Here is a 19896-nt window from a genome sequence, read left to right on the forward strand (position 1 = left end):
GGTTGGCAGACGACGAGCCACCGGAACGTTTGATTCCGCCGACTCGGGTCGGGGCTTCTGACACGACTAACTCCTCGCGTGATCACAACGGCGTGATGTCTCGGCTGGCGGCATGTGACCACAACGCCTTACCTCCGAGTAAACACCTGATAGGCGTTGTCTGCCCACCATGTTGCAGCGAGTTAACGTGAGCGCAAACGAGTGGGTTCGACCACATCGCGGGCGCCCGGGTGTCGATAGGCTTGCGGGCAATGAATCCGTTCGACATCGACGCGTTTCTGACCACGGGCGGGCTCGTCGGACTGTGCCTGCTGATCTTCATCGAAACGGGCCTGCTCATCGGTTTCGTGTTCCCCGGCGACTCGATTCTGTTCACCGCGGGCGTCCTTGCGGCTCAGCCGGAACCTTTCGCCCCGCTCTGGCTGTTGTGTGTGCTGGTTCCGTTGGCCGCGATCCTCGGCGACCAGTGTGGATTCCTGATCGGTCGACGGCTCGGCCGCGGAGTGCTCGAGGGCCGTCTGATGCGCACAATCGGACCGACCTACATCGAGCGGACGCACCGCTTCTTCGACAGGTTCGGTCCGCTGACCGTGTTCTTCGGTCGGTTCATCGGGATCGTGCGCACATTGACGCCGCTTGTCGCGGGCTTCAGCGGGATGCGCCACTCGGTGTTCACGTTCTTCAGCGTTCTCGGCAGCATCGTCTGGGCGGCGGGCATCATCGTCCTCGGCTACTTCCTCGGCTCCGTGCCGATCATCCGCGATCACCTCGAACTGATCATCGTCGCGTCGGTGCTGACCGTGGTGGTGCCCACACTCATCGAAGGCGCCCGACGGTGGCGCGCAGTGCGTCGGCTGAAGGGGGCCGACGCAGTCGGGGCCGGTGGCGACGCGCGGGTCGGCGACGCTGAGGGTGGCGGTTCTGGGACCGGCAGTTGTGAGACCGGCAGTTCTGAGGGTGACGGTTCTGAGGGTGACGGTTCTGGGGGTGACACCCCAGCCGGCGACGGCCATGAGGGTGGCGACTCGGACGTCGATGGACTGGGCGCGGGCTGCTCGGGAGAGTCGCAGAACTAGCATCGCGGGATCGCACACTCGATGCCCTCGCAGATGTTTACGCGTTTGTTCGTCGCGAAACGTAAAAATCCGACAGAATGACTTATCCACAAGCAAGCGTCGGGGTATCGCCGGGAGGCCCACCGGGTGGCAATATCTCAACGCACAACGCGCTTGACGAGTGAGGTCAGCAGCGCGGCCGGTGGGGTCATATACGGAGGGGTCAGGGGGATGCGGGATCAGATGTCAGTCCAGCAGAACAATTTCGGGCAGCAGAACGATTTCGGGCAGCGCAACGACTTCGGGTCGACGAGCGACCACGAGTCGCAAGCGCAGGTTCCCGCAGCATTTCGAATGTCCTCTGCGCGATCACGATCCGGCGCGATCACGGTGGTGACCACACCGCAAGGTCTGCCGACGCGCGTCCGCATTGATCGATCGCAGCTCGAGAAGAGGCCTGACGTCCTCGCCGACGAGATCCTGCGGCTCTGCAGGCAATCGGCGATGGCCGCCGGTATCCGTTGGCGCGACGAGCTTCTCGAGGCCGGGGCGTCGCGCGACGTCGTCGATGCAATGGGCTTGCCGACCACCGACGACCTCTCCCGCGCCGAGCAACTCGACGACGAGCGCGACGACGTCCCGGCGTCGTGGCTGCGCCGGGTGTGAGGCGAAGACGATGACGGGTGCAATGGACGAACTCGAAGCGCGCGCACGGGCTCAACTGGGTCACCTTGCCGACTTCGGCGACCGGCTGGCCGCGTTGAGCGTGCGGGAGAGTTCGTCGGACGGACTGGTGACGGCGGAGGTAGACGGCAGTGGGGCGCTGACCGGTCTGTGGTTGGAAGAAGGCGCCAGCGATCTCGGCGAGGTGCGGCTGGGCGAACAGATCGTCGCGACAGCACTTCTCGGTGCCCAACGTGCGTTTGCCGCACGTGCGGCGCTCACCGAAGAGTTCACCGCGGTCTTCGCCGAGCAGCTCGAGAGCCGATGACCGACACCGACGCAACGTCGGGAAATTCGATGGAACCTTTCGGGCGCAGGGCGCGTCAGATCCCCAAAGCTCGAAGAACCGCTCAAGCACAGATAGCCGCTCAAGCACAGAGAACCGTAAACCTGCAATCGCTCATCAACGAGGGGACCACATGGACAACGTGACGGTGACACCTGAAGTGCTGGAAGGCTTTGCGGCAACCAACGTGGCGATCGGCACCGCGGTAGGCGCGGCGGGCACGGTCGACGCAGCGGCGAACACCGCTGCGATGATCGGGGTGTTCGGGCTCATCGGTCAAGAGTTCTTGGCGGCTTTCATCACCGCTCAGGCCAACCACCTGGTCGGGGTCGGGAGCCTCGCGGCCGTCCACGCATCGACTGCCGCGAGCACGGTGGCCGCACTCGCTGAATTCGACGCCAACGACGCGGCCGGTGCGGCAGCAATTCGGTCGGTGCTGTGAGCTCGCCGCAACCCGCCACGGGTGGGCCACATCTGCCCGACGCGATCGACACGTCGATGCCCGATGTTCCCGCGGTCAACAACATGTCGATCCAGGACATGATCGACGCCACGCCTCTCGGGCCGATCCTCGATAGGCCCGTTGGTGAGGTACTCGCCGGACTCGGCCTGCCGCAGATTCCACAGTTCCCGGCGCTACCGCCCATGCCGGGACTTCCGCCGCTGCCGACGATAGACATCGGCATGCTGCTCAAGCCGATCACCGATCTCCTGGGCGGATTCGGAAGCGGCAACCTGGCCGGCGCACCGGTCGACCCGTCGATGCTCTTCGATAGCTTGTCGACGGTGCTCGACACCGCGATGTCCACCGCCACACAGGCTCTCGGTGTGCTCGATACCTTGTGGGCAGGCCAGGCGTCGCTGGGTGCGACGACAAAAACGGCGCAGGCGAGCGCCGACAGTGCCGCGCTGTCGACCCAGGGCGGGGTGATGTCGATCGACATCCAAGCCGCAGCGGGGATCGTGGCGGCTGGCCTCGCGACCGTGCAGGGGATCATCGCGGCGACGATCGGCAAGATCGCGGTGCTCGGGCCGGGCCTTGTGACGCCGGTCGGGCAGGGCGCCGCGGTCGCATTCGCTACCGAGGGTCTTGCCGAGGCGACTGCCGCGGTCGCGGTGACTCGGGCCCAATTGCTCGGCCCGACAACGCAAATGGTCGTCAACGGGGCCCCTGTCAACGTGACAGCCCCGCCGACGGCCGCAACATCGGCAGCGCAGTCACCGTTCGCGCTGGCCAGTTCGATCCTCGAGGCGGTCTCGCCCCTCGTCTCCACCGCGACACAACTGCCCTCTGCGTTGATGGCTCCTGTCAGCGAGATGCTCGGTATCGCCTCCGGCGACGGCGTCGACGCCGCACGTCTCGACCACCTCGTCGCCGGTGACGATCCCGATCTCGCAGGACCGCGCGGGGGATCGGGCGACGCCACTGTCGGCGCGGCTGGGATGGGTGCCGGCGCTCTGGGTATGGGGGTTGGTGGTCTGGGTGCGGCGTCGGCGCCTCTCGGGGCCGCACGGGCGGGCATGTCTGCCGGGATAGGGACCACCGAGCCTGCGTCGTTGACGCCGTCGCAGACAACTCGAACCGCCGGTACGACAACGACTCCCGTGCCGGCGTCAATGGCCCCGATGATGGCGGCGGGCGCGGCGCGCGGCGCAGCGGATGCCGCGGAGCACCACGAGATTCCTGACTACCTCGTCACCGAAGAACACGGTTTGGAGGTGGTTGGCGAGTCGCACGAGGTGGCTCCCTCCGTGATCGGTGATCAACCTGCGCAACCCGAGTCATCGCCGACACCGGATATCCAACTGCGCCTCTTGTGGCACGACTCCGAACTGGAGACCGAGCCGCAGAGTTGATCCGTCCTCTCGCCAACGACCACTGTCCGAGACACCTGGAGGTGTGCCATGCCGGATCCGAAACTCAGCGTCGACCCCGACGAACTGATTACTGCCGCAAGAGATCTCGACCGATTGGCCGATCGAATTGAGAAGTCGGTGATCAGTACCGCCGATCGGCGGACGGTTGCCACGGCTGGTCGCGACGAGGTGTCAGTCGCGGTCGCGGGTTCCTTCGATGCCGTCGCGCGCGGGTTCGACGCCGACGCCGCGTCGGGAGTCTTCGAACTACGCAAAATCGCTGCCACATTGCGCGCCCAGGCGACACGGGTCGTCGACGCCGACGACGCGGTCGCACGCGGACTGCGTATCTGAGTCGGGCTGCGAAGCCGCACGTCAAGACATCGAGTACGACAAGAGCTGCCGGCGAATACCGCTGTAGCTGAATACCGCTGTAGCAGTCAAGCTCTCGAAAGGAAGGAGTAGTGCAGTGACCGGTTTCACCGGCGTCATCTGGGACGCACGTACCACCGATCGGCTCGTGTCCGATCTCGCGTCCGGTGTCGGTCCTGCGTCCTTGATCGAGGCGGGGGGCGCGTGGGGTGCTGTCGCGAGCGAGATGGGCGACGCCGCAGTCGAATACGGCACCATCCTGGCGCGGATGGGGGGATCGTGGGCATCCACCCACGCAAGCGAGGCGCTCGATCGGCTGACCGCGTTGGGCGGCTGGTTTGCCGATGCCGCGGCGACCGCGGCGTCGAACGCTGTTCTCGCGCAGGAGCAGGGTGCGGCAGCAACAGTTGCGAGGCTGGCGATGCCCGCCGCCGGAGAGGTGGATCTGGTCGACGGACTGAGCGATCTCGCGAGGTCGGTGAGTGCGGTCGCGCCTGTCATCACGGGCGCTGCCGCCCACGCCGAGCGCGCCCGACACGACCAGCGCATGCGCGCGGCCCGCGTGATGGAGGCATACGAACAGGCTGCGACGCCCTCAGCGCAGCCGTGGCATGTCGAGGATCGCGCGCCGCTGCTGGTCTCCGACGCGGCACTGCTTGCCGAGCAGTCGGCGGCGAGCGCTGCTCGCAGCGCAGCGGACGCCGCGAACGTCGAGCCCCACACGGTGACAACAACAAACGCGACGACACGGCTGGCCGGGGGTGGATCGCCGTTCGGGCCAATGGTGCCGCCGCCGGTCACGGCCGGATACGCGGCGACGACCCTCGCGGCGGCCCCGCAGGCCACGGCGGCCGCTACGCCGACACCTACATCACGACCGATGCCATCGGAGTCGATGCAACCGCCCGTCGCCCCGTCGGTGGCTGCGACGACCGAGCAGCGTGTGACGCGAACAGTAGCGGTAGCCGCCGATCGCGGCGAACCGGTATGTGGCGCCGGGATCGCTCACGAGCCGCCTGCCACCTGGGCAGCCGCAGGCGTTGCGGTCACCTCGCAGGTGACGATCGACTCCGGCGTTGAATCGGGCTCGCCGACAATAGATCCCGCCTATCTCGAGCAGACCCTTCGGCTCGGGGAGGTGTCGACGCGATGATCTGGACAGCGACGCGAGGTGGACGAGTGGATGTCGCGACTCTACGCCGGGTCGGTGCGCGGTTCGGTGTGACCACCTGGCCGGTCGTGCTCGATCTCCTCGCCATCGACGACGATGCCGAGCGTGCGCGCGCCGCACACTCCGCGGCCGACGCCCGCATCGCCGAGCTTCGACTCGTCGATGACGTGGGCGATCCCGTGCCATGGCTTGCGACCGCACTGCGGGTACTCGCGCTGCCCGACCGAGAGTTGGAAATCCGCACATTCACCGAATCCGACACCGTCCGTGCGTGTCTCGCGCGTCGTGACGACCGCCACGTCTTCGCCGTGAGGAGCGGCGACACCATCGACATCACGGTCGTCGAGCTTCCTGACGTCGCCGCGGTCTCGGCGCTGGTACGTCGACACTGCACAGATCGCGGAGACGATGACAGGAGCGATCGGGGCATAGCGGACCAGAAACCCATAGCGCGCCCGGAACCCTTGGAGTTCGGTGCGCTCGCGTGTCCGTGCGACGAACTCGCAGATCGTCTCGGGCGCTGTCTGGCTACCGCTGAGGTCGCGCGAACACTGACGCGATTGGGTATGCCACCGGGCGATTCCGGCGCTGTGGCACGTGCTTTCGCGACGATTGAGCGTCGCATTGAAGTTGTCGCGGTCTCGCGCCGCGGCGGAATGCTCACGCAATCCCCGGGAGCGCTCGGCGTCATCGACACAGCGCGAGGTCGAATCGTTGCCGGTCCAAGTAGATCTCCCGACGGCAGGGTGTGGACCACGCTGTCGCCGGGTTCGGGTCATCGCATCGGTCAGGCCGTGGGTCTGCTGATCGAGACCCTTCCCGACGGCTGGTGGCCCCGGTGACGTCCGGGCCACTCGTTCGGGAAGCGACGTCGGAACCGATTCCGAACGTCGTGCACACCAACGGTATCTGAGTCGCGGATACCGCGAGGCACCGTGATCGGTGCTCAACCACAGGAGGATCAGGATGCTCAATCTCGGTGACAACGGCGGGGGAGCGGTCAAGGTCGACGTCGAATCGGCAATGGCCACAACGAAATCGGTTGCGGGGGTGGTCGCCGACATGCAGGAGACCATCGGTCGCATCGCACGGGCATCGTCGAACGGCGCCGCGTCGTGGCAGGGCAAGGCGTCGGCGGCCTTCACCGATACCCACGCCGACTGGAACTCGTCGGCGCTGGCGTTGCACAACGCGCTCGACGACATCCGGAACAAGCTCAGCAGCGGCTTTACCGGATACGAGGACAACGATGCTCAGGTCGCGGGTGGTTTCCAGCCCGGAGGCGTGCGGATCTGACGCAGGTGATCACGGCCAGTCACGCAACGGCACAACCACATTCGCGCTCGACACGTTCACGCTCGACACATTCACGCTCGGGGGCATTCGGTTCGAGCGATCAGAAAGGAATACAGACATGGGACAGATCGAATACAACTTTGCAGGTCTCGGCGATCTCAGCGGCAATCTCCAGTCGGAGTTCGCGCGGCTGAGCGACCTCGCCGACGAACTCAAGCGGCAGGTCCACTCGCTCGACGAGATCTGGACGTCGAATACTGCCAAGGCGTCGTACGAGCAGGCGCAGGCGAATTGGGACCGCATCTTCCTCCAGTCGCGCGATCAACTGTTCGGCCTGCACCGCGGCGTGCAGAACGCGTCGAACACGATGTCGGAGCTCGACGGCGCGATCGGGCGCGGTTTCGGCTCCATCTGAATGTGACGTCCCGAACGGGGGCGGGGCGGGGTGGGGCCTGCGGTTGTGCCTGCGTGGTCCCATACCCGCCCGCGCGAAACGCCGGCATGTTCGTTCCGGGGTGGTCGGTTAGAGTCTCAGGCGACAAGAATGACCGGCGATGCCTGTGCGGCGGGCGGCAATGACGTCGATGGAAGGACAACACGGTGTCGGCAGAAGGTTCCAAGAAGGCAATTCTCGCGGCACTCGCGGCCAACGCCGGTATCGCCGTGGCCAAGTTCGTCGGATTCGCGATCACCGGGTCCTCGTCGATGCTCGCGGAGGGTGTGCACTCCGTCGCCGACACCAGCAATCAGGGGCTGTTGTTGCTCGGGCAGAAGCGCGCAAGCCAGGAGGCCGACCAGCTTCATCCGTTCGGTTATGGGCGCGCCCGGTACTTCTATTCGTTCGTCGTGGCGTTGGTGATCTTCACGCTCGGTTCTATGTTCGCGATCTATGAGGGCATCGAAAAGATCACCCACGCAAACGATCACGGACTCGAGTCGCCGATCGTCGCGATCGTGATCCTGCTTGTCGCCATCTGCCTCGAGGGCTACAGCTTCACGACGGCCATGCGTGAATCGCGCCCGCTCAAGGGCGGTGCGTCGTGGTGGCGATTCATCCGCAACTCGCGGAATCCGGAACTCCCGGTGGTTCTCCTCGAAGACACGGGCGCGTTGATCGGTCTTCTACTGGCGCTGCTCGGCGTCGGGTTGACCATGATCACCGGCAATGCGGTGTGGGACGGTATCGGAACGCTGGCGATCGGCGTTCTGCTCGGCGTGATCGCGATCGTGCTGATCGTCGAGATGAAGAGCCTTCTGATCGGAGAGGGTGCGACGGTGGAGGAAGAGGTCGCTCTCCGCGAAGCGCTCGAGTCCGATGGGGTCGATCGCGTCATTCACATGAAGACCCAGTACCTCGGGCCCGACGAGCTCCTCGTGGCCGCCAAGATCGCGATCCCGGCCGGGACAGATGTGGTGGCGGTCGCGCATATCATCGACGACGCCGAAGCGAGAATCCGTACGGCCGTGCCACAAGCGAGGATCATCTATCTCGAACCCGACATTGATCGGGGCTCGGCGCAGCCCGCCGCAGATCGGGCCGACACGTCTTCGCGTTAAAGCCCTCACACCACCCGCGCAGTCGGTAGCGTGTGAATCCGCGATAACCGGAACGCCGGTTGCGTGAGCACACTGTCGAGTCGGGGGATCACAAGTCACTCCGACCCTGCGTCGGTCGAGAAGACGGACGACGCGTCGACGATGCTGACCTGACACTGCTGACCAGAAATGCAGGGAGAAGCGCTGATGGCCAACGCGTTCACACGCACCAAGTCTGTCGAGCAGTCGATGGCCGACACCGACGAGCCCGAGCACAGACTTCGCAAGGATCTGACGTGGCGGGACCTCATCGTCTTCGGTGTCTCGGTCGTGATCGGTGCGGGTATCTTCACGATCACCGTGTCGACTGCCGGCGACAAAGCGGGGCCGGCGATCTCCCTGTCATTCGTCATGGCCGCCATCACCTGCGCGCTGGCGGCACTCTGTTATGCCGAGTTCGCCTCGACCGTTCCCGTCGCAGGGTCCGCATACACATTCGGCTACGCGACATTCGGCGAGTTCCTCGCCTGGATTCTCGGCTGGGATCTGATCCTGGAGTTCGCGGTCGGTGCGGCTGTGGTGTCGAAGGGATGGTCGAGCTACCTCGGCAGCGTGTTCGGCTTCTCCGGCGGGACTGTCGACATCGGGTCGCACACCATCGACTGGGGTGCGATTGTCATCGTCGCGGTTGTGACAACACTGCTTGCTCTGGGCACCAAGCTGTCGTCGCGTGTCAGCGCCGTGATCACCGCGATCAAGGTCGGCGTCGTGCTGCTCGTCATCGTCGTCGGCTTCTTCTACATCAAGACGGCGAACTACCACCCCTTCGTGCCGCCTGCGGAACACGCGGCAGGTGAAAAGGCTTCTGTTGATTCGACGCTCTTCTCGCTGATCACAGGAGGAGGCGACTCGTCCTACGGGTGGTACGGCGTGCTCGCCGCGGCGTCGATCGTGTTCTTCGCGTTCATCGGATTCGACGTCGTCGCCACCACCGCGGAGGAGACCCGCAATCCGCGCAAGGACGTTCCGAGGGGCATCCTCGGGTCGTTGCTGATCGTCACAGTGCTCTACGTGCTGGTCACGATCGTCGTCACCGGCATGGCGAACTACAAACAGCTCGCGAGCAGCGGCGGTGACTCGAAGAACCTCGCTGACGTCTTCGCGTTGAACGGGGTCACCTGGGCGGAGAAGGTGATCGCCATCGGCGCACTGGCGGGCTTGACGACGGTCGTCATGGTGCTGATGCTCGGCCAGTCACGCGTCGCCTTCGCGATGTGTCGCGACGGTCTGCTGCCGCGCGGGTTGGCCAAGACGAGTCCGCGGTTCGGAACCCCCGTGCGGTTGACCGTGCTGATCGGTGTTGTGGTCGCCGTGGTCGCGGGATTCTTCCCGATCAACAAGCTCGAGGAGATGGTCAACGTCGGAACGCTCTTCGCGTTCATCGTCGTCGCCGCGGGTGTGCTGGTCTTGCGTCGGACCCGGCCTGACCTCGAACGCGGGTTCACCGTTCCCGGTGGGCCGATCATTCCGGTGCTCGCGATCCTTGCGTGCCTGTGGCTGATGCTGAACCTGTCGGCGCTGACGTGGATTCGCTTCGTGATCTGGATGGTCATCGGCGTGCTGATCTACGTGCTCTACGGAATGCGCCATTCGATGGTTGGCCGTCGCGAGCGCGGCGAGGTAGAGGGCGTTGCCTCGGACAAGGATCTGTGAGCGTCGCCTCGCCGGGCTCGCACGGCACCGCGTTCGCCGCTCGACGTGTGGCCAGCCATGGCCTTGTCTGCGGTATTAGATAGCCTCGTAGTGGAGTGACTTTCGGGTGCGCAGTTCGCGTGCCCGTTCAATCGGCGCGTCGGCGAACAGTCGGCGCGACACCCTCATACAGGCGCGTGCCCGGCGGCACACATCGGTGACATGCGATTTCACGGATAAGGGGAAGACATGACCATGGTGCAGAACGAGGCACCTCAGGTGGACACCAAGAACGGCATCGACTACAAGGTCGCCGACCTGTCGCTTGCCGAGTTCGGCCGCAAGGAGATCGGACTCGCCGAGCACGAGATGCCAGGCCTGATGTCGCTGCGTCGCGAATACGCTGACGTCGCGCCGCTGAAGGGTGCGCGTATCTCCGGTTCGCTGCACATGACCGTGCAGACCGCGGTGCTGATCGAGACCCTCGTCGCACTCGGCGCGCAGGTGCGGTGGGCGTCGTGCAACATCTTCTCCACCCAGGACCATGCCGCGGCAGCGATCGTCGTCGGCCCGCACGGCACCGTCGACGAGCCGAAGGGTGTTCCGGTCTTCGCGTGGAAGGGCGAGACTCTCGAGGAGTACTGGTGGGCGGCCGAGCAAATGCTCACCTGGCCCAATCCCGACGAGCCCGCGAACATGATTCTCGACGACGGCGGCGACGCCACCATGCTTGTGCTGCGCGGTGCGCAGTTCGAGCAGGCGGGTGTCGTCCCTCCTGCGGACGACGACGATCCTGCCGAGTACAAGGTGTTCCTCGAGCTGCTGCGCACCACGTTTGCCGAGGACAAGACCAAGTGGACGAAGATTGCCGAGTCGGTCAAGGGCGTCACCGAGGAGACGACCACGGGCGTGCTGCGGCTCTACCAGTTCGCTGCTGCCGGTGAACTCTCGTTCCCCGCGATCAACGTCAACGACTCGGTCACCAAGAGCAAGTTCGACAACAAGTACGGCACGCGCCACTCGCTGATCGACGGCATCAACCGCGGCACCGACGTGCTCATCGGCGGCAAGAAGGTGCTGATCTGCGGCTACGGAGACGTCGGCAAGGGTTGCGCAGAGTCGCTCGCAGGCCAGGGCGCCCGCGTGCAGGTCACCGAGATCGATCCGATCAACGCGCTACAGGCGCTCATGGACGGATTCGACGTCGTCACCGTCGAGCAGGCGATCGGCGACGCCGACATCGTCGTCACCTCGACGGGCAACAAGGACATCATCCTGCTCGAGCATATGAAGCAGATGAAGAATCAGGCCATTCTCGGCAACATCGGTCACTTCGACAACGAGATCGACATGGCAGGCTTGGAGACCTCGGGCGCGACCCGCATCAACATCAAGCCGCAGGTCGACCAGTGGGTCTTCGGCGACGGCAAGTCCATCCTCGTCCTCAGCGAGGGGCGACTGCTCAACCTCGGCAACGCGACGGGTCACCCGTCGTTCGTGATGAGCAACAGCTTCTCCAACCAGGTCATCGCGCAGATCGAGCTGTGGACCAAGAACAACGAGTACGACAACGAGGTCTACCGGCTTCCCAAGCACCTTGACGAGAAGGTCGCGAAGATCCATGTCGAAGCACTCGGTGGCACTCTGACCAAGCTCACCAAGGAGCAGGCGGAGTACATCAACGTCGACGTCGAGGGGCCGTACAAGCCCGAGCACTACCGCTACTGATCTACCCGCTGCTGATCCTCGCACTGCCGATGGATCAGAGCGGAGTCAGACGATGACGAGCCGGGGGCGTCGACGACAACTGTCGTGGACGCCCCCGGCTCGTTCGTGAGTGATCGCTCTCGCGCTCTACGTGCTGTAGGAGGGCTGAGCGTTGGGGCAGAAGTACCAGATGCCCTTCTCGTTGCTGAAGGTCGCCTTGTTGGTCTTGGTCTGGGTGGCCCGATCTCCGTCGGTCACGTGGGTCTCGACGAGCGACTGCGCGACGTCGCCGGTGACCTGTACTTCAGACATGCCGTCGAGAATCACCATGCCCCGGCCCTGCGGTGCTCGAATCCGGTCGCGTAGTCCGGTGCAGGTGGCGGACTTGATCTGATCCACGTTCCCGGTGTTGTAGGCGTCGATGTAGCGCTGCATCGCTGCACGAACCTCTACGGCCTGGGTGCCATCTGCGGGGGCGTCGGCAGAGTCGCCGTCCTGACTGCCCTGAGTACCCTCACCGCCCTGATCGGAGTCGTCGGGCGCAGCCTGGCTGGGCGACGCCGCCGCAACCGTCGGTGTCGAACTGTCGCCGCCCGAGGTGAGAGCCACGACGAGCACCACACCGAGTGCCAGGATCACGACGACGCCCGCTGCGATTCCTGTGATCAGGCCCCGATGCGGCGTCGACTTGGCGGTTTGCATGTGCGCGAACGGTGAATCCCAGCCGGGTGGTGGAACGGCCCGCTGCGGCAGCGGCCCCTGTGGTCCCCCCGGATACGGCTGGGCTCCCGGGTTTTGCTGGGCTCCCGGGTATTGCGGGGCTCCCGGGTACTGGGGAGCCCCTGAGTAGGGCTGGACGCCCGGGTACGGTTGCAGCCCCGACGCCGGAGCGGCGCCCGGTGGCGTCGTCTGAGGGAACGGCGCAGGCGCAGAGGGCGGTGCAGCCCACGGATTGCCGTCGACGTAGGCGGGTGAAGGCTGATCCGGTGACTGCTGGCCCGATGAATGCTGCGTGGTCGGGTACTGCCCCTGCGGCGGTGTGCCGCGTCCCGGTGTGGGCGGGTAGGTCATGAAGCTCCTTGGCAGATGGTGTCATCGTCGACGTTATCGAAGAGGCGAGCGGCTGCCCCAGTTCCGTCATTCATAGCGCCGTCGTTCACGCGCGCAGGAATTCGTGGGCGAGGATCGCGGGTGCAGTCATTCGTGCATCAGACGCGCAACAAGGCCCGCGGGTTCCACCGATTCGGGAGATTCTGTGCCGACCTCGATCCACGGCGACGCCCAGCTCTCCGCGGCGAGCTGTCGGTAGACGGAGTCGACGCGCATCTGCAGGTCGTCGTCGCGTTCGTATGCGTCACGTGGCCGTGACGGATCGGTTGCCGCGCGAGAGCGTGCGCGCTCCATCGCGACGGTTGCGGGCACTCCGAGCAGTAGGTGCTGGTCGGGGACGGGAACGTCGAATCTGCCGAACTCGAGGTCGGCGACCCAGCGCACGATGTCTCCGGATGCGTCCTGCCGTAGCCGTCCTGCGCTGTAGGCCGCATTCGACGCGACGTATCTGTCGAGGATCACAACGTCGGATTCGATGAGTGACGCGCGGATCTGTGCTGCGGCGTCGACGCGGTCGAGTGCGAAGAGCAGCGCCATGGCGTTGACGCTCTCACGCAGATCGCCGTGCTCACCGTGTAATGCCTCCGACGCGACGTCGGCGAAAATAGATGAGCCATATCGCGGGAACGTGAAGGTCGACACCGACGCGCCGCGTCGGGTCAACTCGTCAACCACGCCGGTGACCAGCGTGTTCTTTCCGGCGCCGTCCAACCCCTCCACTGCGATGAGCACTCCCACGATCGAATGGTAGGCGCCGAGGCGATGAGAAGGCGCCAGCCCGCCTCGGCGCGTCAATCACGACGGTTCGATCACGGAAGTGTCACCATTGGAGTCATGAAGCCTCGCATCCTCGTTGTGGACGACGACGCCGCGCTCGCCGAAATGCTAACGATTGTGTTGCGTGGTGAAGGTTTCGAACCCTTCGTCGTCTCCGACGGAACACAGGCGTTGACTGCGGTTCGAGAGGTTCGTCCTGACCTCGTCCTCCTCGACCTCATGCTCCCCGGGATGAACGGGATCGACGTGTGTCGGGTGTTGCGGGCCGATTCCGGTGTACCCATCGTGATGCTGACAGCGAAGTCCGACACCGTCGACGTCGTGCTCGGGCTCGAGTCGGGTGCCGACGATTACATGGTCAAGCCGTTCAAGCCGAAAGAACTCGTGGCGCGGGTGCGTGCGCGGCTGCGTCGCAATGACGAAGAGCCTGCCGAGTTGCTGTCGATCGGGCCGGTGGAGATCGATGTGCCCGCACACAAGGTCACCCGTGACGGCGTGCCCATCTCGCTGACACCGCTCGAGTTCGATCTCCTCGTTGCGCTCGCCCGCAAACCGCGGCAGGTCTTCACGCGCGACGTGCTTCTCGAGCAGGTGTGGGGATACCGGCATCCGGCGGACACTAGACTCGTCAACGTGCATGTCCAGCGTCTACGCGCCAAGGTCGAGACCGACCCGGAGAATCCCGAGGTCGTCCTGACGGTGAGGGGGGTCGGCTACAAGGCCGGCCCGCCGTGATCGGTCGTTCTCGACGTCGCGTCAACAGCACTCTCGGTCGGTTCACCCGCGCGGCAGGCGGCGTCGGCCGGACATTCGGCCGCATGTGGCGGCGTTCGCTCCAGTTGCGTGTCGTCGTGTCGACGCTCGTGTTGTCGTTCGTCGTGCTCCTCATCCTCGGGTTCGTGCTGATGAGTCAGATCACCGATCGGCTTCTCGAGGTCAAGTTGGGTGCCGCGACCGAAGAGGTCGAGCGTGCGCGCGTCGCCGTCGAACGTGACCTTGCGAGCGGCGACGGCAACACGTCCGTGCAGAACCGGCTGCGGCAGACGAGGTCGTTGCTGACCGACCGCGACGTCGACACCAGCCAGACGTCAGGATCTGTCGGCACCTTCGACAGCGTGCTCATCGTGCCGCGATCAGGCAGTGATGGTTCACAGTTCGGCGTCGGCCCGATCTCGGAGATACCGCGCAACCTGCGTGACATGGTGCAGGGCGGACAGGTTGCCTATCAGTACACGCGCGTGGCCGACGGTTCCGGCGGATCGATTCCCGCGCTGGTCATCGGCACACCGACCAACTCGTCGGTTCCCGGACTCGAGCTCTATCTGGTGTTCCCGCTGACCACCGAACAGAACACGGTCGACCTCGTGCGGGGCACTCTGCTCGCCGGAGGCGTTGTGCTGCTCGGCTTGCTCGCGGCCATCGCATGGTTGGTATCCCGGCAGGCCGTCATGCCTGTGCGGTCGGCGTCGAGAATTGCCGTGCGCTTCGCCGATGGGCGCCTCAAGGAACGAATGCCGGTGCGCGGCGAGGACGACATGGCCCGCTTGGCGATGTCGTTCAACGACATGGCCGAGAGCCTGTCCAAGCAGATCACCCACCTTGAGGAGTTCGGCGGTCTGCAGCGACAGTTCACCTCCGACGTCAGCCACGAACTCCGTACCCCGCTCACGACGGTCCGCATGGCCAGCGATGTCCTCTACGAGGGCCGCGACGACCTCGACCCCGTGCGCAAGCGATCCGTCGAGCTGCTCGACAAAGAACTCGATCGCTTCGAGACGCTGCTCAACGAGCTCCTCGAGATCTCCCGACACGACGCCGGAATGGCTGAGCTCGCCGCTGAACGAATGGACATGGCCATACCGATCGACGGAGCGCTCGCGACGGTCTCGCACCTCGCCTCCGACACGGGAACCGAGATCATCCTCGACCTACCGGCCGAACCCGTCATCGCCGAGATCGACCCGCGTCGCGTCGAACGCATTCTGCGCAATCTGCTCGCGAACGCCATCGACCATGGCGAACGCAAACCCATCACGCTCACCATGCGTTCCGACGGCGACGCCGTTGCCATCACGGTGCGCGACCAGGGCATCGGGCTGCGCCCCGGTGAAGAAAAGCTGGTGTTCAACCGCTTCTGGCGGTCGGATCCGTCGAGGTTCCGTCGGTCGGGTGGCACCGGGCTCGGACTCGCGATCAGCATCGAGGATGCCCGGCTGCACCAGGGGCGTCTCGACGCATGGGGCGAGCCCGGCAAGGGAGCGTGCTTCCGACTGACCATTCCGCTGATTCGCGGTCACAAGGTTCTCGGCAGCCCGTTGCCACTCAAACCGGTTGGCCAGCCGGTCCGCAGTTTGCCCGCGAAGTCGTCGACGAAAACGGTTGTTACGCGACTCGACGACCCCGGCACGTCTGACGCCGTTGGCGAGGACGACACTGCCGACAAGACCGACACCGCTCAGAGGACAAGCTCCGCTGACAAGGCAGACCTCGCCGACAGGGCCGACGCGAGCGACGGGGAGCAACGGTGATCGCGCGCGTGGGCGGTCGGACGTCACGACGATTCGTCGCGCTGATCGGGCTGCTCGTGACGGCGATCGTGCTCGCCGCATGCGGCGGCGTACCCGAGAGTTCGTCGCCTCAGCCCATCGAATCCTTCAAGCGCGAGGGACCGACGAACGCGGTTCCGGTTCCGCAGTCCGACATGGACCCCGAAGCGCTGGTGCGTGCATTTCTTGAAGCCACGGCGTCGCCGACGGATGGGCATGCGGCCGCGCGGCGATTTCTGACGGCACCGTCGTCGCAGCAGTGGGACGAGCGTGGCGACGCCATCATCCTCGACGAGATCAACACGTTCGTCGATCAGCGCAGCCAGAACTCGGTGCGCATGCGTCTGGTCGGCGACAACGTCGGAGTACTCAAGTCCAACGGGCAACTGCTGCCCGCCAGCGGGCGGGTCGAGACCACGATCAGCCTTGTCCGCGTGGGGGAGCAGTGGCTGATCGACGGCCCGCTGCCCAACGGCGCGATGATCGACAGGAGTCGGTTCGTCGCGACATACCGTTCGGTGTCGCTGTACTTCACCGATCGCACCCATCAGCATCTGGTGTCGGATCCGCGGTGGCTGTACGGCAACCAGGACGCCGACCCGACGGTCCTGCTCACCAGGCTGATCGCGGGCCCGGCAGAAGATCTCGAAGCGGGCGTCGACAACGGCTTCCCGACCGGGTCGTCGCTGCGCGGACAGGCTGCGCAGATCTCCGGCGGCGGTGTCCGCATCGAACTGACCGGTCTCGGAACCCTCGGCGTGCGTGACCGGACATCGCTTGCCGCTCAGATCATCTGGACCCTCAACGCCGCGGACATCGGCGGACCGTATGTGATCAACGCAGACGGCGCGCCGCTGGTCCCCGAGCGCAGCGCCGGGTGGCAGCCCGCCGACGTCAAGGCGTTCGACCCGCTCGCAACGCCCACCACCGATGTCGGGCTCAACATCGTGCGCGACGGCGCTCTGCTCAAGGTCACCGACACCGGGACCACGCCGTCGGGTGGATCGCTGGGTACCAGCCGCGACGTTCGCTCCGCGTCGATTTCGGCGGACGGCGACGAGGTGACGGCGGTCGTCGCAGCCCGCGGCGGACCCGGACTGCAACTCGTGTCGGGCGCTTATGGCGGTGAGGTCTCGCCGCTCACCTCGGGGACCTCGATCACGCGACCGTCGTTTTCGGGGAGCTATGGGAACGACACCGTGTGGGCGGTCGTCGACGGCAAGCCCGTTCGCGTTGTGCGTGATTCCCAGAACTCCAGCCAGATCGTTTCGACGGTCGACGCGGCGTCGATCGCACCGATTGCCCGTGGCCCGATCACCGAATTGCAGGTGTCGCCCGACGGCGTCCGTGTCGCACTCATCGTCGGCGGACAGGTGCTGCTCGCCGTCATCGCGACCAACGAGGACGGCCAGGTGACCCTGTCCGACCCACGAATCGCCGCGTACAACGTCGGCAATCAAGCTGTGTCGCTGTCGTGGGCCACGTCGACGACTCTCATGGTCGCCCGGGACGCCTCCGATTCGCCGGTGGTCCAGTTGCCGATCAACGGTGCTCCTGCATCCGGTCTGATCAGCGGAAACGTGGCACCACCGGTCCGCGCGGTCACTGCGGATGCCAGCAACGTCTACATCGGCGACCAACGCGGGATACTCCGACTCGGCAGCACCAACGGGCAGCCCGACCAGTATTGGACTGAGGTTGAGCCCGCGATGTCGCCGACTGCGATCCCCGTGCTGCCCTGAGCCTCTGGCGTCTGTCATGCGCCGGCGATGACGGCGACGAGGTCGACGCGTACGCCGTGTTCAGCGAGCACGCGGACTGATTCTGCTGCTGTCGCGCCGGTGGTCATCACGTCGTCGACCAGCACCGTCGCCGTGCGAGGTGAACGGTCGGTCCGCGTCGGCGGTGACCGGACGCCGACGCGCTGCGCGAGGTTTCGACGCCGCGCCCTGGCGTCGAGTCCCGCGGAGTCGCGTCCTCCGGGGCGGATGGTCAACAACGGACGCACCGACGTGCGTTGCCCCAACTCACCGGCTGCGCAGGCGGCGATGGCCGTGACGGTGTCGCCGCCGCGTCGTCGTGCCGCGAGCGGCCGCGTCGGAGCGGGAACGAGAGACAGCCGCGACGCGGGTGGGATCTCGCCCCAGCGACTCAGCGTGCGCAGTGCGTCGCCCAAGGCGTGCCCCAGCGGGGCGGCGAGATCGCGTCGGCCGTGTTCCTTGAGCTCGATCACCGCCTTGCGATGTGGACCGCGATAGCGCCCGAGCGCCCACACCCCGACACCGACCGGGACCCTGGGGGAGAGCATCACGGGAGCGTCGGCGAGAAGCGCCGCGCAGCGTGCACACCAGCGCGGTCCCGGAGCATCGCAACCGCCACAGGTCACCGGGATCATGAGGTCGACGCCGGCGCGTGCGATCGCGCGGACGTGCCGTCGGGCGATTCCTGACATGGACCCGAGCCTGCACGCTCGACCGAAGGACACCCGTGGTGCGGCTGCGATCCGACGCACAACTGTGGATTCATGTGAGCCTGTGGATATCTGCCGAGCGGGCACCCGCTGGGCCGTTGGTCCCGTGCTCGAATCAACGTGGCGACGAGCCGTCATATCGATGGCTAACAGGCAAACTTCCGACTACGGTCGAGGTTGCAGAAGGTAGCCGAGTCCCGGTACGGGAGGTGAAGCCCCTGACACTGGTTGTCAACCGCCGGTTGGCATGAATGAGTCGCCATTTCCTGACCTCAGTTGCCGCGAATCGTCTGGTGCTTCACGTAAGTCACAGCGGGTTCTCCTTGCGCACAACGGCTTTCGGGCTCTACAGACCTCGATGGGTTCCGTAGATCTTTCGACGAGATCGGGTGGTGGTAGCACACCCAGGAGGTAGTCGAATGTCGCAAGTCGTCCATCGCAAGGGTCGGCGTGAATCAAAGGTCGGTGCCACCACCGACGAGTACGACGCAGAATTCGCTTTTGTGCGGCCCCCCGGAACAGTCGAGTCCGACGAGCCGGCCGAACCGAACGCCACGGTCGTCTTCGCCGGGCGCAATGTCGAGATACCCGAGCACTACCAGATCTACGTCCGCGACAAGCTCGCGCGACTCGAGAGGTTCGACCTCAACGTCTACCGATTCGACGTCGAACTCAATCACGAACGCAATCCGCGGCAGTCCAAGGCGTGCCAGCAGGTGGAGATCACGGCCACCGGCAAGGGGCCTGTCGTCCGTGCGCAGGCATGCGCGGAAAACTTCTACGCCGCGCTCGAGGCCACTCTCGACAAGGTCGAGTCCCGATTGCGTCGGGTGAAAGACCGCAAACGCGTGCACTACGGCAACCGTCGGCCGCTCTCGGTGGCCGAGGCGACCGAGGTGGGGGCACCGCCACTGCGAGTCGACCAACTAACCGTCGACGAACTCCCCGGTGACCCCGGCACCGTCGACGGTGCACAAACCTGGGACGACGGCGTCGATGACCACACACCAGGACAGATCGTCCGCGTGAAGGAACACCCAGCCGTCCCGATGACCGTCGACGACGCCCTCTACGAAATGGAACTGGTCGGACACGATTTCTTCCTGTTCCACGACAAGGAAACCGATCAGGCTTCGGTGGTCTACCGCCGCCACGCCTTCGACTACGGACTGATTCGGCTCGTCTGATCGACAGCCACGGGGCACCGATCAGGCTCCCTTCAGGCGACGTCGGTACCATGGAATACGGCCTGCGTTCATGCACTCGCATGCACAGGCCGTATTTCGTGAGTAGTCGAC

General features: G+C 65.4%; 20 protein-coding genes. 17 read left to right on the top strand and 3 right to left on the bottom strand.

Translation table 11 applies throughout. The features are described 5' to 3' along the window. The first annotated feature begins 251 nt into the window (after positions 1-251). The 13 genes from B3T59_RS20650 to ahcY all read left to right on the top strand — a co-directional run bounded on the left by B3T59_RS20650 (position 252) and on the right by ahcY (position 11716). Positions 252-1076, top strand: a complete 825-nt coding sequence (locus tag B3T59_RS20650; RefSeq protein WP_376782601.1) for a DedA family protein — start codon at positions 252-254, stop codon at positions 1074-1076. A gap of 333 nt (positions 1077-1409) precedes the next feature. Continuing rightward, positions 1410-1721 (top strand): hypothetical protein, encoded by a 312-nt coding sequence (locus B3T59_RS20655; protein ID WP_051994049.1) that lies wholly within the window; start codon positions 1410-1412, stop codon positions 1719-1721. Positions 1722-1731: 10 nt separating this feature from the next. Further along, the gene (locus B3T59_RS20660; RefSeq protein ID WP_005207991.1) at positions 1732-2046 is read left to right on the top strand and encodes a YbaB/EbfC family nucleoid-associated protein; all 315 of its coding nucleotides are present in this window, start codon (positions 1732-1734) and stop codon (positions 2044-2046) included. 151 nt (positions 2047-2197) lie between these two features. Continuing rightward, positions 2198-2506, top strand: a complete 309-nt coding sequence (locus B3T59_RS20665; RefSeq protein ID WP_287005014.1) for a type VII secretion target — start codon at positions 2198-2200, stop codon at positions 2504-2506. Next, entirely contained in the window at positions 2503-3921 is a 1419-nt protein-coding gene (locus B3T59_RS20670) for a hypothetical protein (RefSeq protein ID WP_005207993.1), read from the top strand. Before B3T59_RS20665 ends, B3T59_RS20670 begins: the two co-directional genes overlap by 4 nt. A 48-nt stretch (positions 3922-3969) precedes the next feature. Next, complete coding sequence (locus tag B3T59_RS20675; protein WP_005207994.1) at positions 3970-4275, top strand: PE family protein; 306 nt, start codon at positions 3970-3972, stop codon at positions 4273-4275. A gap of 115 nt (positions 4276-4390) precedes the next feature. Next, positions 4391-5446, top strand: a complete 1056-nt coding sequence (locus tag B3T59_RS20680; RefSeq protein ID WP_287005015.1) for a PPE domain-containing protein — start codon at positions 4391-4393, stop codon at positions 5444-5446. Further along, positions 5443-6306, top strand: coding sequence for an ESX secretion-associated protein EspG (locus B3T59_RS20685; RefSeq protein ID WP_005207996.1), 864 nt, complete (start codon positions 5443-5445; stop codon positions 6304-6306). Before B3T59_RS20680 ends, B3T59_RS20685 begins: the two co-directional genes overlap by 4 nt. 124 nt (positions 6307-6430) lie before the next feature. After that, positions 6431-6760: a WXG100 family type VII secretion target gene (locus B3T59_RS20690; protein ID WP_005207997.1), complete on the top strand. Its 330-nt coding sequence runs from the start codon at positions 6431-6433 to the stop codon at positions 6758-6760. 118 nt (positions 6761-6878) lie between these two features. After that, entirely contained in the window at positions 6879-7175 is a 297-nt protein-coding gene (locus B3T59_RS20695) for a WXG100 family type VII secretion target (RefSeq protein ID WP_287005016.1), read from the top strand. A gap of 185 nt (positions 7176-7360) precedes the next feature. Continuing rightward, on the top strand, positions 7361-8317 hold the full coding sequence (locus B3T59_RS20700; protein WP_251722821.1) for a cation diffusion facilitator family transporter: 957 nt from the start codon (positions 7361-7363) through the stop codon (positions 8315-8317). Between the two features lie 186 nt (positions 8318-8503). Then, on the top strand, positions 8504-10009 hold the full coding sequence (locus tag B3T59_RS20705) for an APC family permease (RefSeq protein ID WP_251722822.1): 1506 nt from the start codon (positions 8504-8506) through the stop codon (positions 10007-10009). Positions 10010-10237: 228 nt separating this feature from the next. Beyond that, positions 10238-11716 (top strand): adenosylhomocysteinase, encoded by a 1479-nt coding sequence (ahcY, locus tag B3T59_RS20710; RefSeq protein ID WP_287005017.1) that lies wholly within the window; start codon positions 10238-10240, stop codon positions 11714-11716. A gap of 126 nt (positions 11717-11842) precedes the next feature. On the opposite strand, the gene B3T59_RS20715 is transcribed toward ahcY, so the two are convergent. Continuing rightward, a complete protein-coding gene (locus tag B3T59_RS20715; protein WP_251722824.1) occupies positions 11843-12766 on the bottom strand; it encodes a hypothetical protein in 924 nt (307 codons plus the stop codon). Positions 12767-12892: 126 nt separating this feature from the next. Then, entirely contained in the window at positions 12893-13543 is a 651-nt protein-coding gene (locus B3T59_RS20720; RefSeq protein WP_251722825.1) for a dTMP kinase, read from the bottom strand. A gap of 96 nt (positions 13544-13639) precedes the next feature. Here B3T59_RS20720 and mtrA point away from each other — a divergent pair, with 96 nt between their 5' ends. The 3 genes from mtrA to lpqB are packed head-to-tail and all read left to right on the top strand — an operon-like array spanning position 13640 to position 17870. Beyond that, entirely contained in the window at positions 13640-14317 is a 678-nt protein-coding gene (mtrA, locus tag B3T59_RS20725) for an MtrAB system response regulator MtrA (RefSeq protein ID WP_005170551.1), read from the top strand. Further along, the gene (gene mtrB / locus B3T59_RS20730; RefSeq protein ID WP_287005018.1) at positions 14314-16110 is read left to right on the top strand and encodes an MtrAB system histidine kinase MtrB; all 1797 of its coding nucleotides are present in this window, start codon (positions 14314-14316) and stop codon (positions 16108-16110) included. Before mtrA ends, mtrB begins: the two co-directional genes overlap by 4 nt. Next, positions 16107-17870, top strand: coding sequence for an MtrAB system accessory lipoprotein LpqB (gene lpqB, locus B3T59_RS20735; protein ID WP_005208005.1), 1764 nt, complete (start codon positions 16107-16109; stop codon positions 17868-17870). The genes mtrB and lpqB overlap by 4 nt, the downstream gene beginning before the upstream one ends. Positions 17871-17884: 14 nt before the next feature. Here the strand turns inward: lpqB and B3T59_RS20740 are convergent, their stop codons facing one another. Next, complete coding sequence (locus B3T59_RS20740; protein WP_005208006.1) at positions 17885-18580, bottom strand: ComF family protein; 696 nt, start codon at positions 18578-18580, stop codon at positions 17885-17887. A gap of 437 nt (positions 18581-19017) precedes the next feature. Between B3T59_RS20740 and hpf the strand changes: the two genes are divergently transcribed. Then, a complete protein-coding gene (gene hpf / locus B3T59_RS20745) occupies positions 19018-19785 on the top strand; it encodes a ribosome hibernation-promoting factor, HPF/YfiA family (protein WP_005208007.1) in 768 nt (255 codons plus the stop codon). Positions 19786-19896 lie beyond the last annotated feature (111 nt).

It is taken from the genome of Gordonia sp. UBA7860 (assembly GCF_002500165.1).
Taxonomy (GTDB): Bacteria; Actinomycetota; Actinomycetes; order Mycobacteriales; family Mycobacteriaceae; genus Gordonia; species Gordonia sputi.

Bases quoted from the DNA above. Each gene is read 5' to 3' on its own strand.
- B3T59_RS20705 (WP_251722822.1), top strand. From the start codon at position 8,504: ATGGCCAACGCGTTCACACGCACCAAGTCTGTCGAGCAGTCGATGGCC.
- ahcY (WP_287005017.1), top strand. From the start codon at position 10,238: ATGACCATGGTGCAGAACGAGGCACCTCAGGTGGACACCAAGAACGGC.
- B3T59_RS20650 (WP_376782601.1), top strand. From the start codon at position 252: ATGAATCCGTTCGACATCGACGCGTTTCTGACCACGGGCGGGCTCGTC.
- B3T59_RS20690 (WP_005207997.1), top strand. From the start codon at position 6,431: ATGCTCAATCTCGGTGACAACGGCGGGGGAGCGGTCAAGGTCGACGTC.
- B3T59_RS20685 (WP_005207996.1), top strand. From the start codon at position 5,443: ATGATCTGGACAGCGACGCGAGGTGGACGAGTGGATGTCGCGACTCTA.
- hpf (WP_005208007.1), top strand. From the start codon at position 19,018: ATGTCGCAAGTCGTCCATCGCAAGGGTCGGCGTGAATCAAAGGTCGGT.
- B3T59_RS20665 (WP_287005014.1), top strand. From the start codon at position 2,198: ATGGACAACGTGACGGTGACACCTGAAGTGCTGGAAGGCTTTGCGGCA.
- mtrA (WP_005170551.1), top strand. From the start codon at position 13,640: ATGAAGCCTCGCATCCTCGTTGTGGACGACGACGCCGCGCTCGCCGAA.
- B3T59_RS20675 (WP_005207994.1), top strand. From the start codon at position 3,970: ATGCCGGATCCGAAACTCAGCGTCGACCCCGACGAACTGATTACTGCC.
- B3T59_RS20695 (WP_287005016.1), top strand. From the start codon at position 6,879: ATGGGACAGATCGAATACAACTTTGCAGGTCTCGGCGATCTCAGCGGC.
- B3T59_RS20740 (WP_005208006.1), bottom strand. From the start codon at position 18,580: ATGTCAGGAATCGCCCGACGGCACGTCCGCGCGATCGCACGCGCCGGC.
- B3T59_RS20715 (WP_251722824.1), bottom strand. From the start codon at position 12,766: ATGACCTACCCGCCCACACCGGGACGCGGCACACCGCCGCAGGGGCAG.
- B3T59_RS20655 (WP_051994049.1), top strand. From the start codon at position 1,410: ATGTCCTCTGCGCGATCACGATCCGGCGCGATCACGGTGGTGACCACA.
- B3T59_RS20660 (WP_005207991.1), top strand. From the start codon at position 1,732: ATGACGGGTGCAATGGACGAACTCGAAGCGCGCGCACGGGCTCAACTG.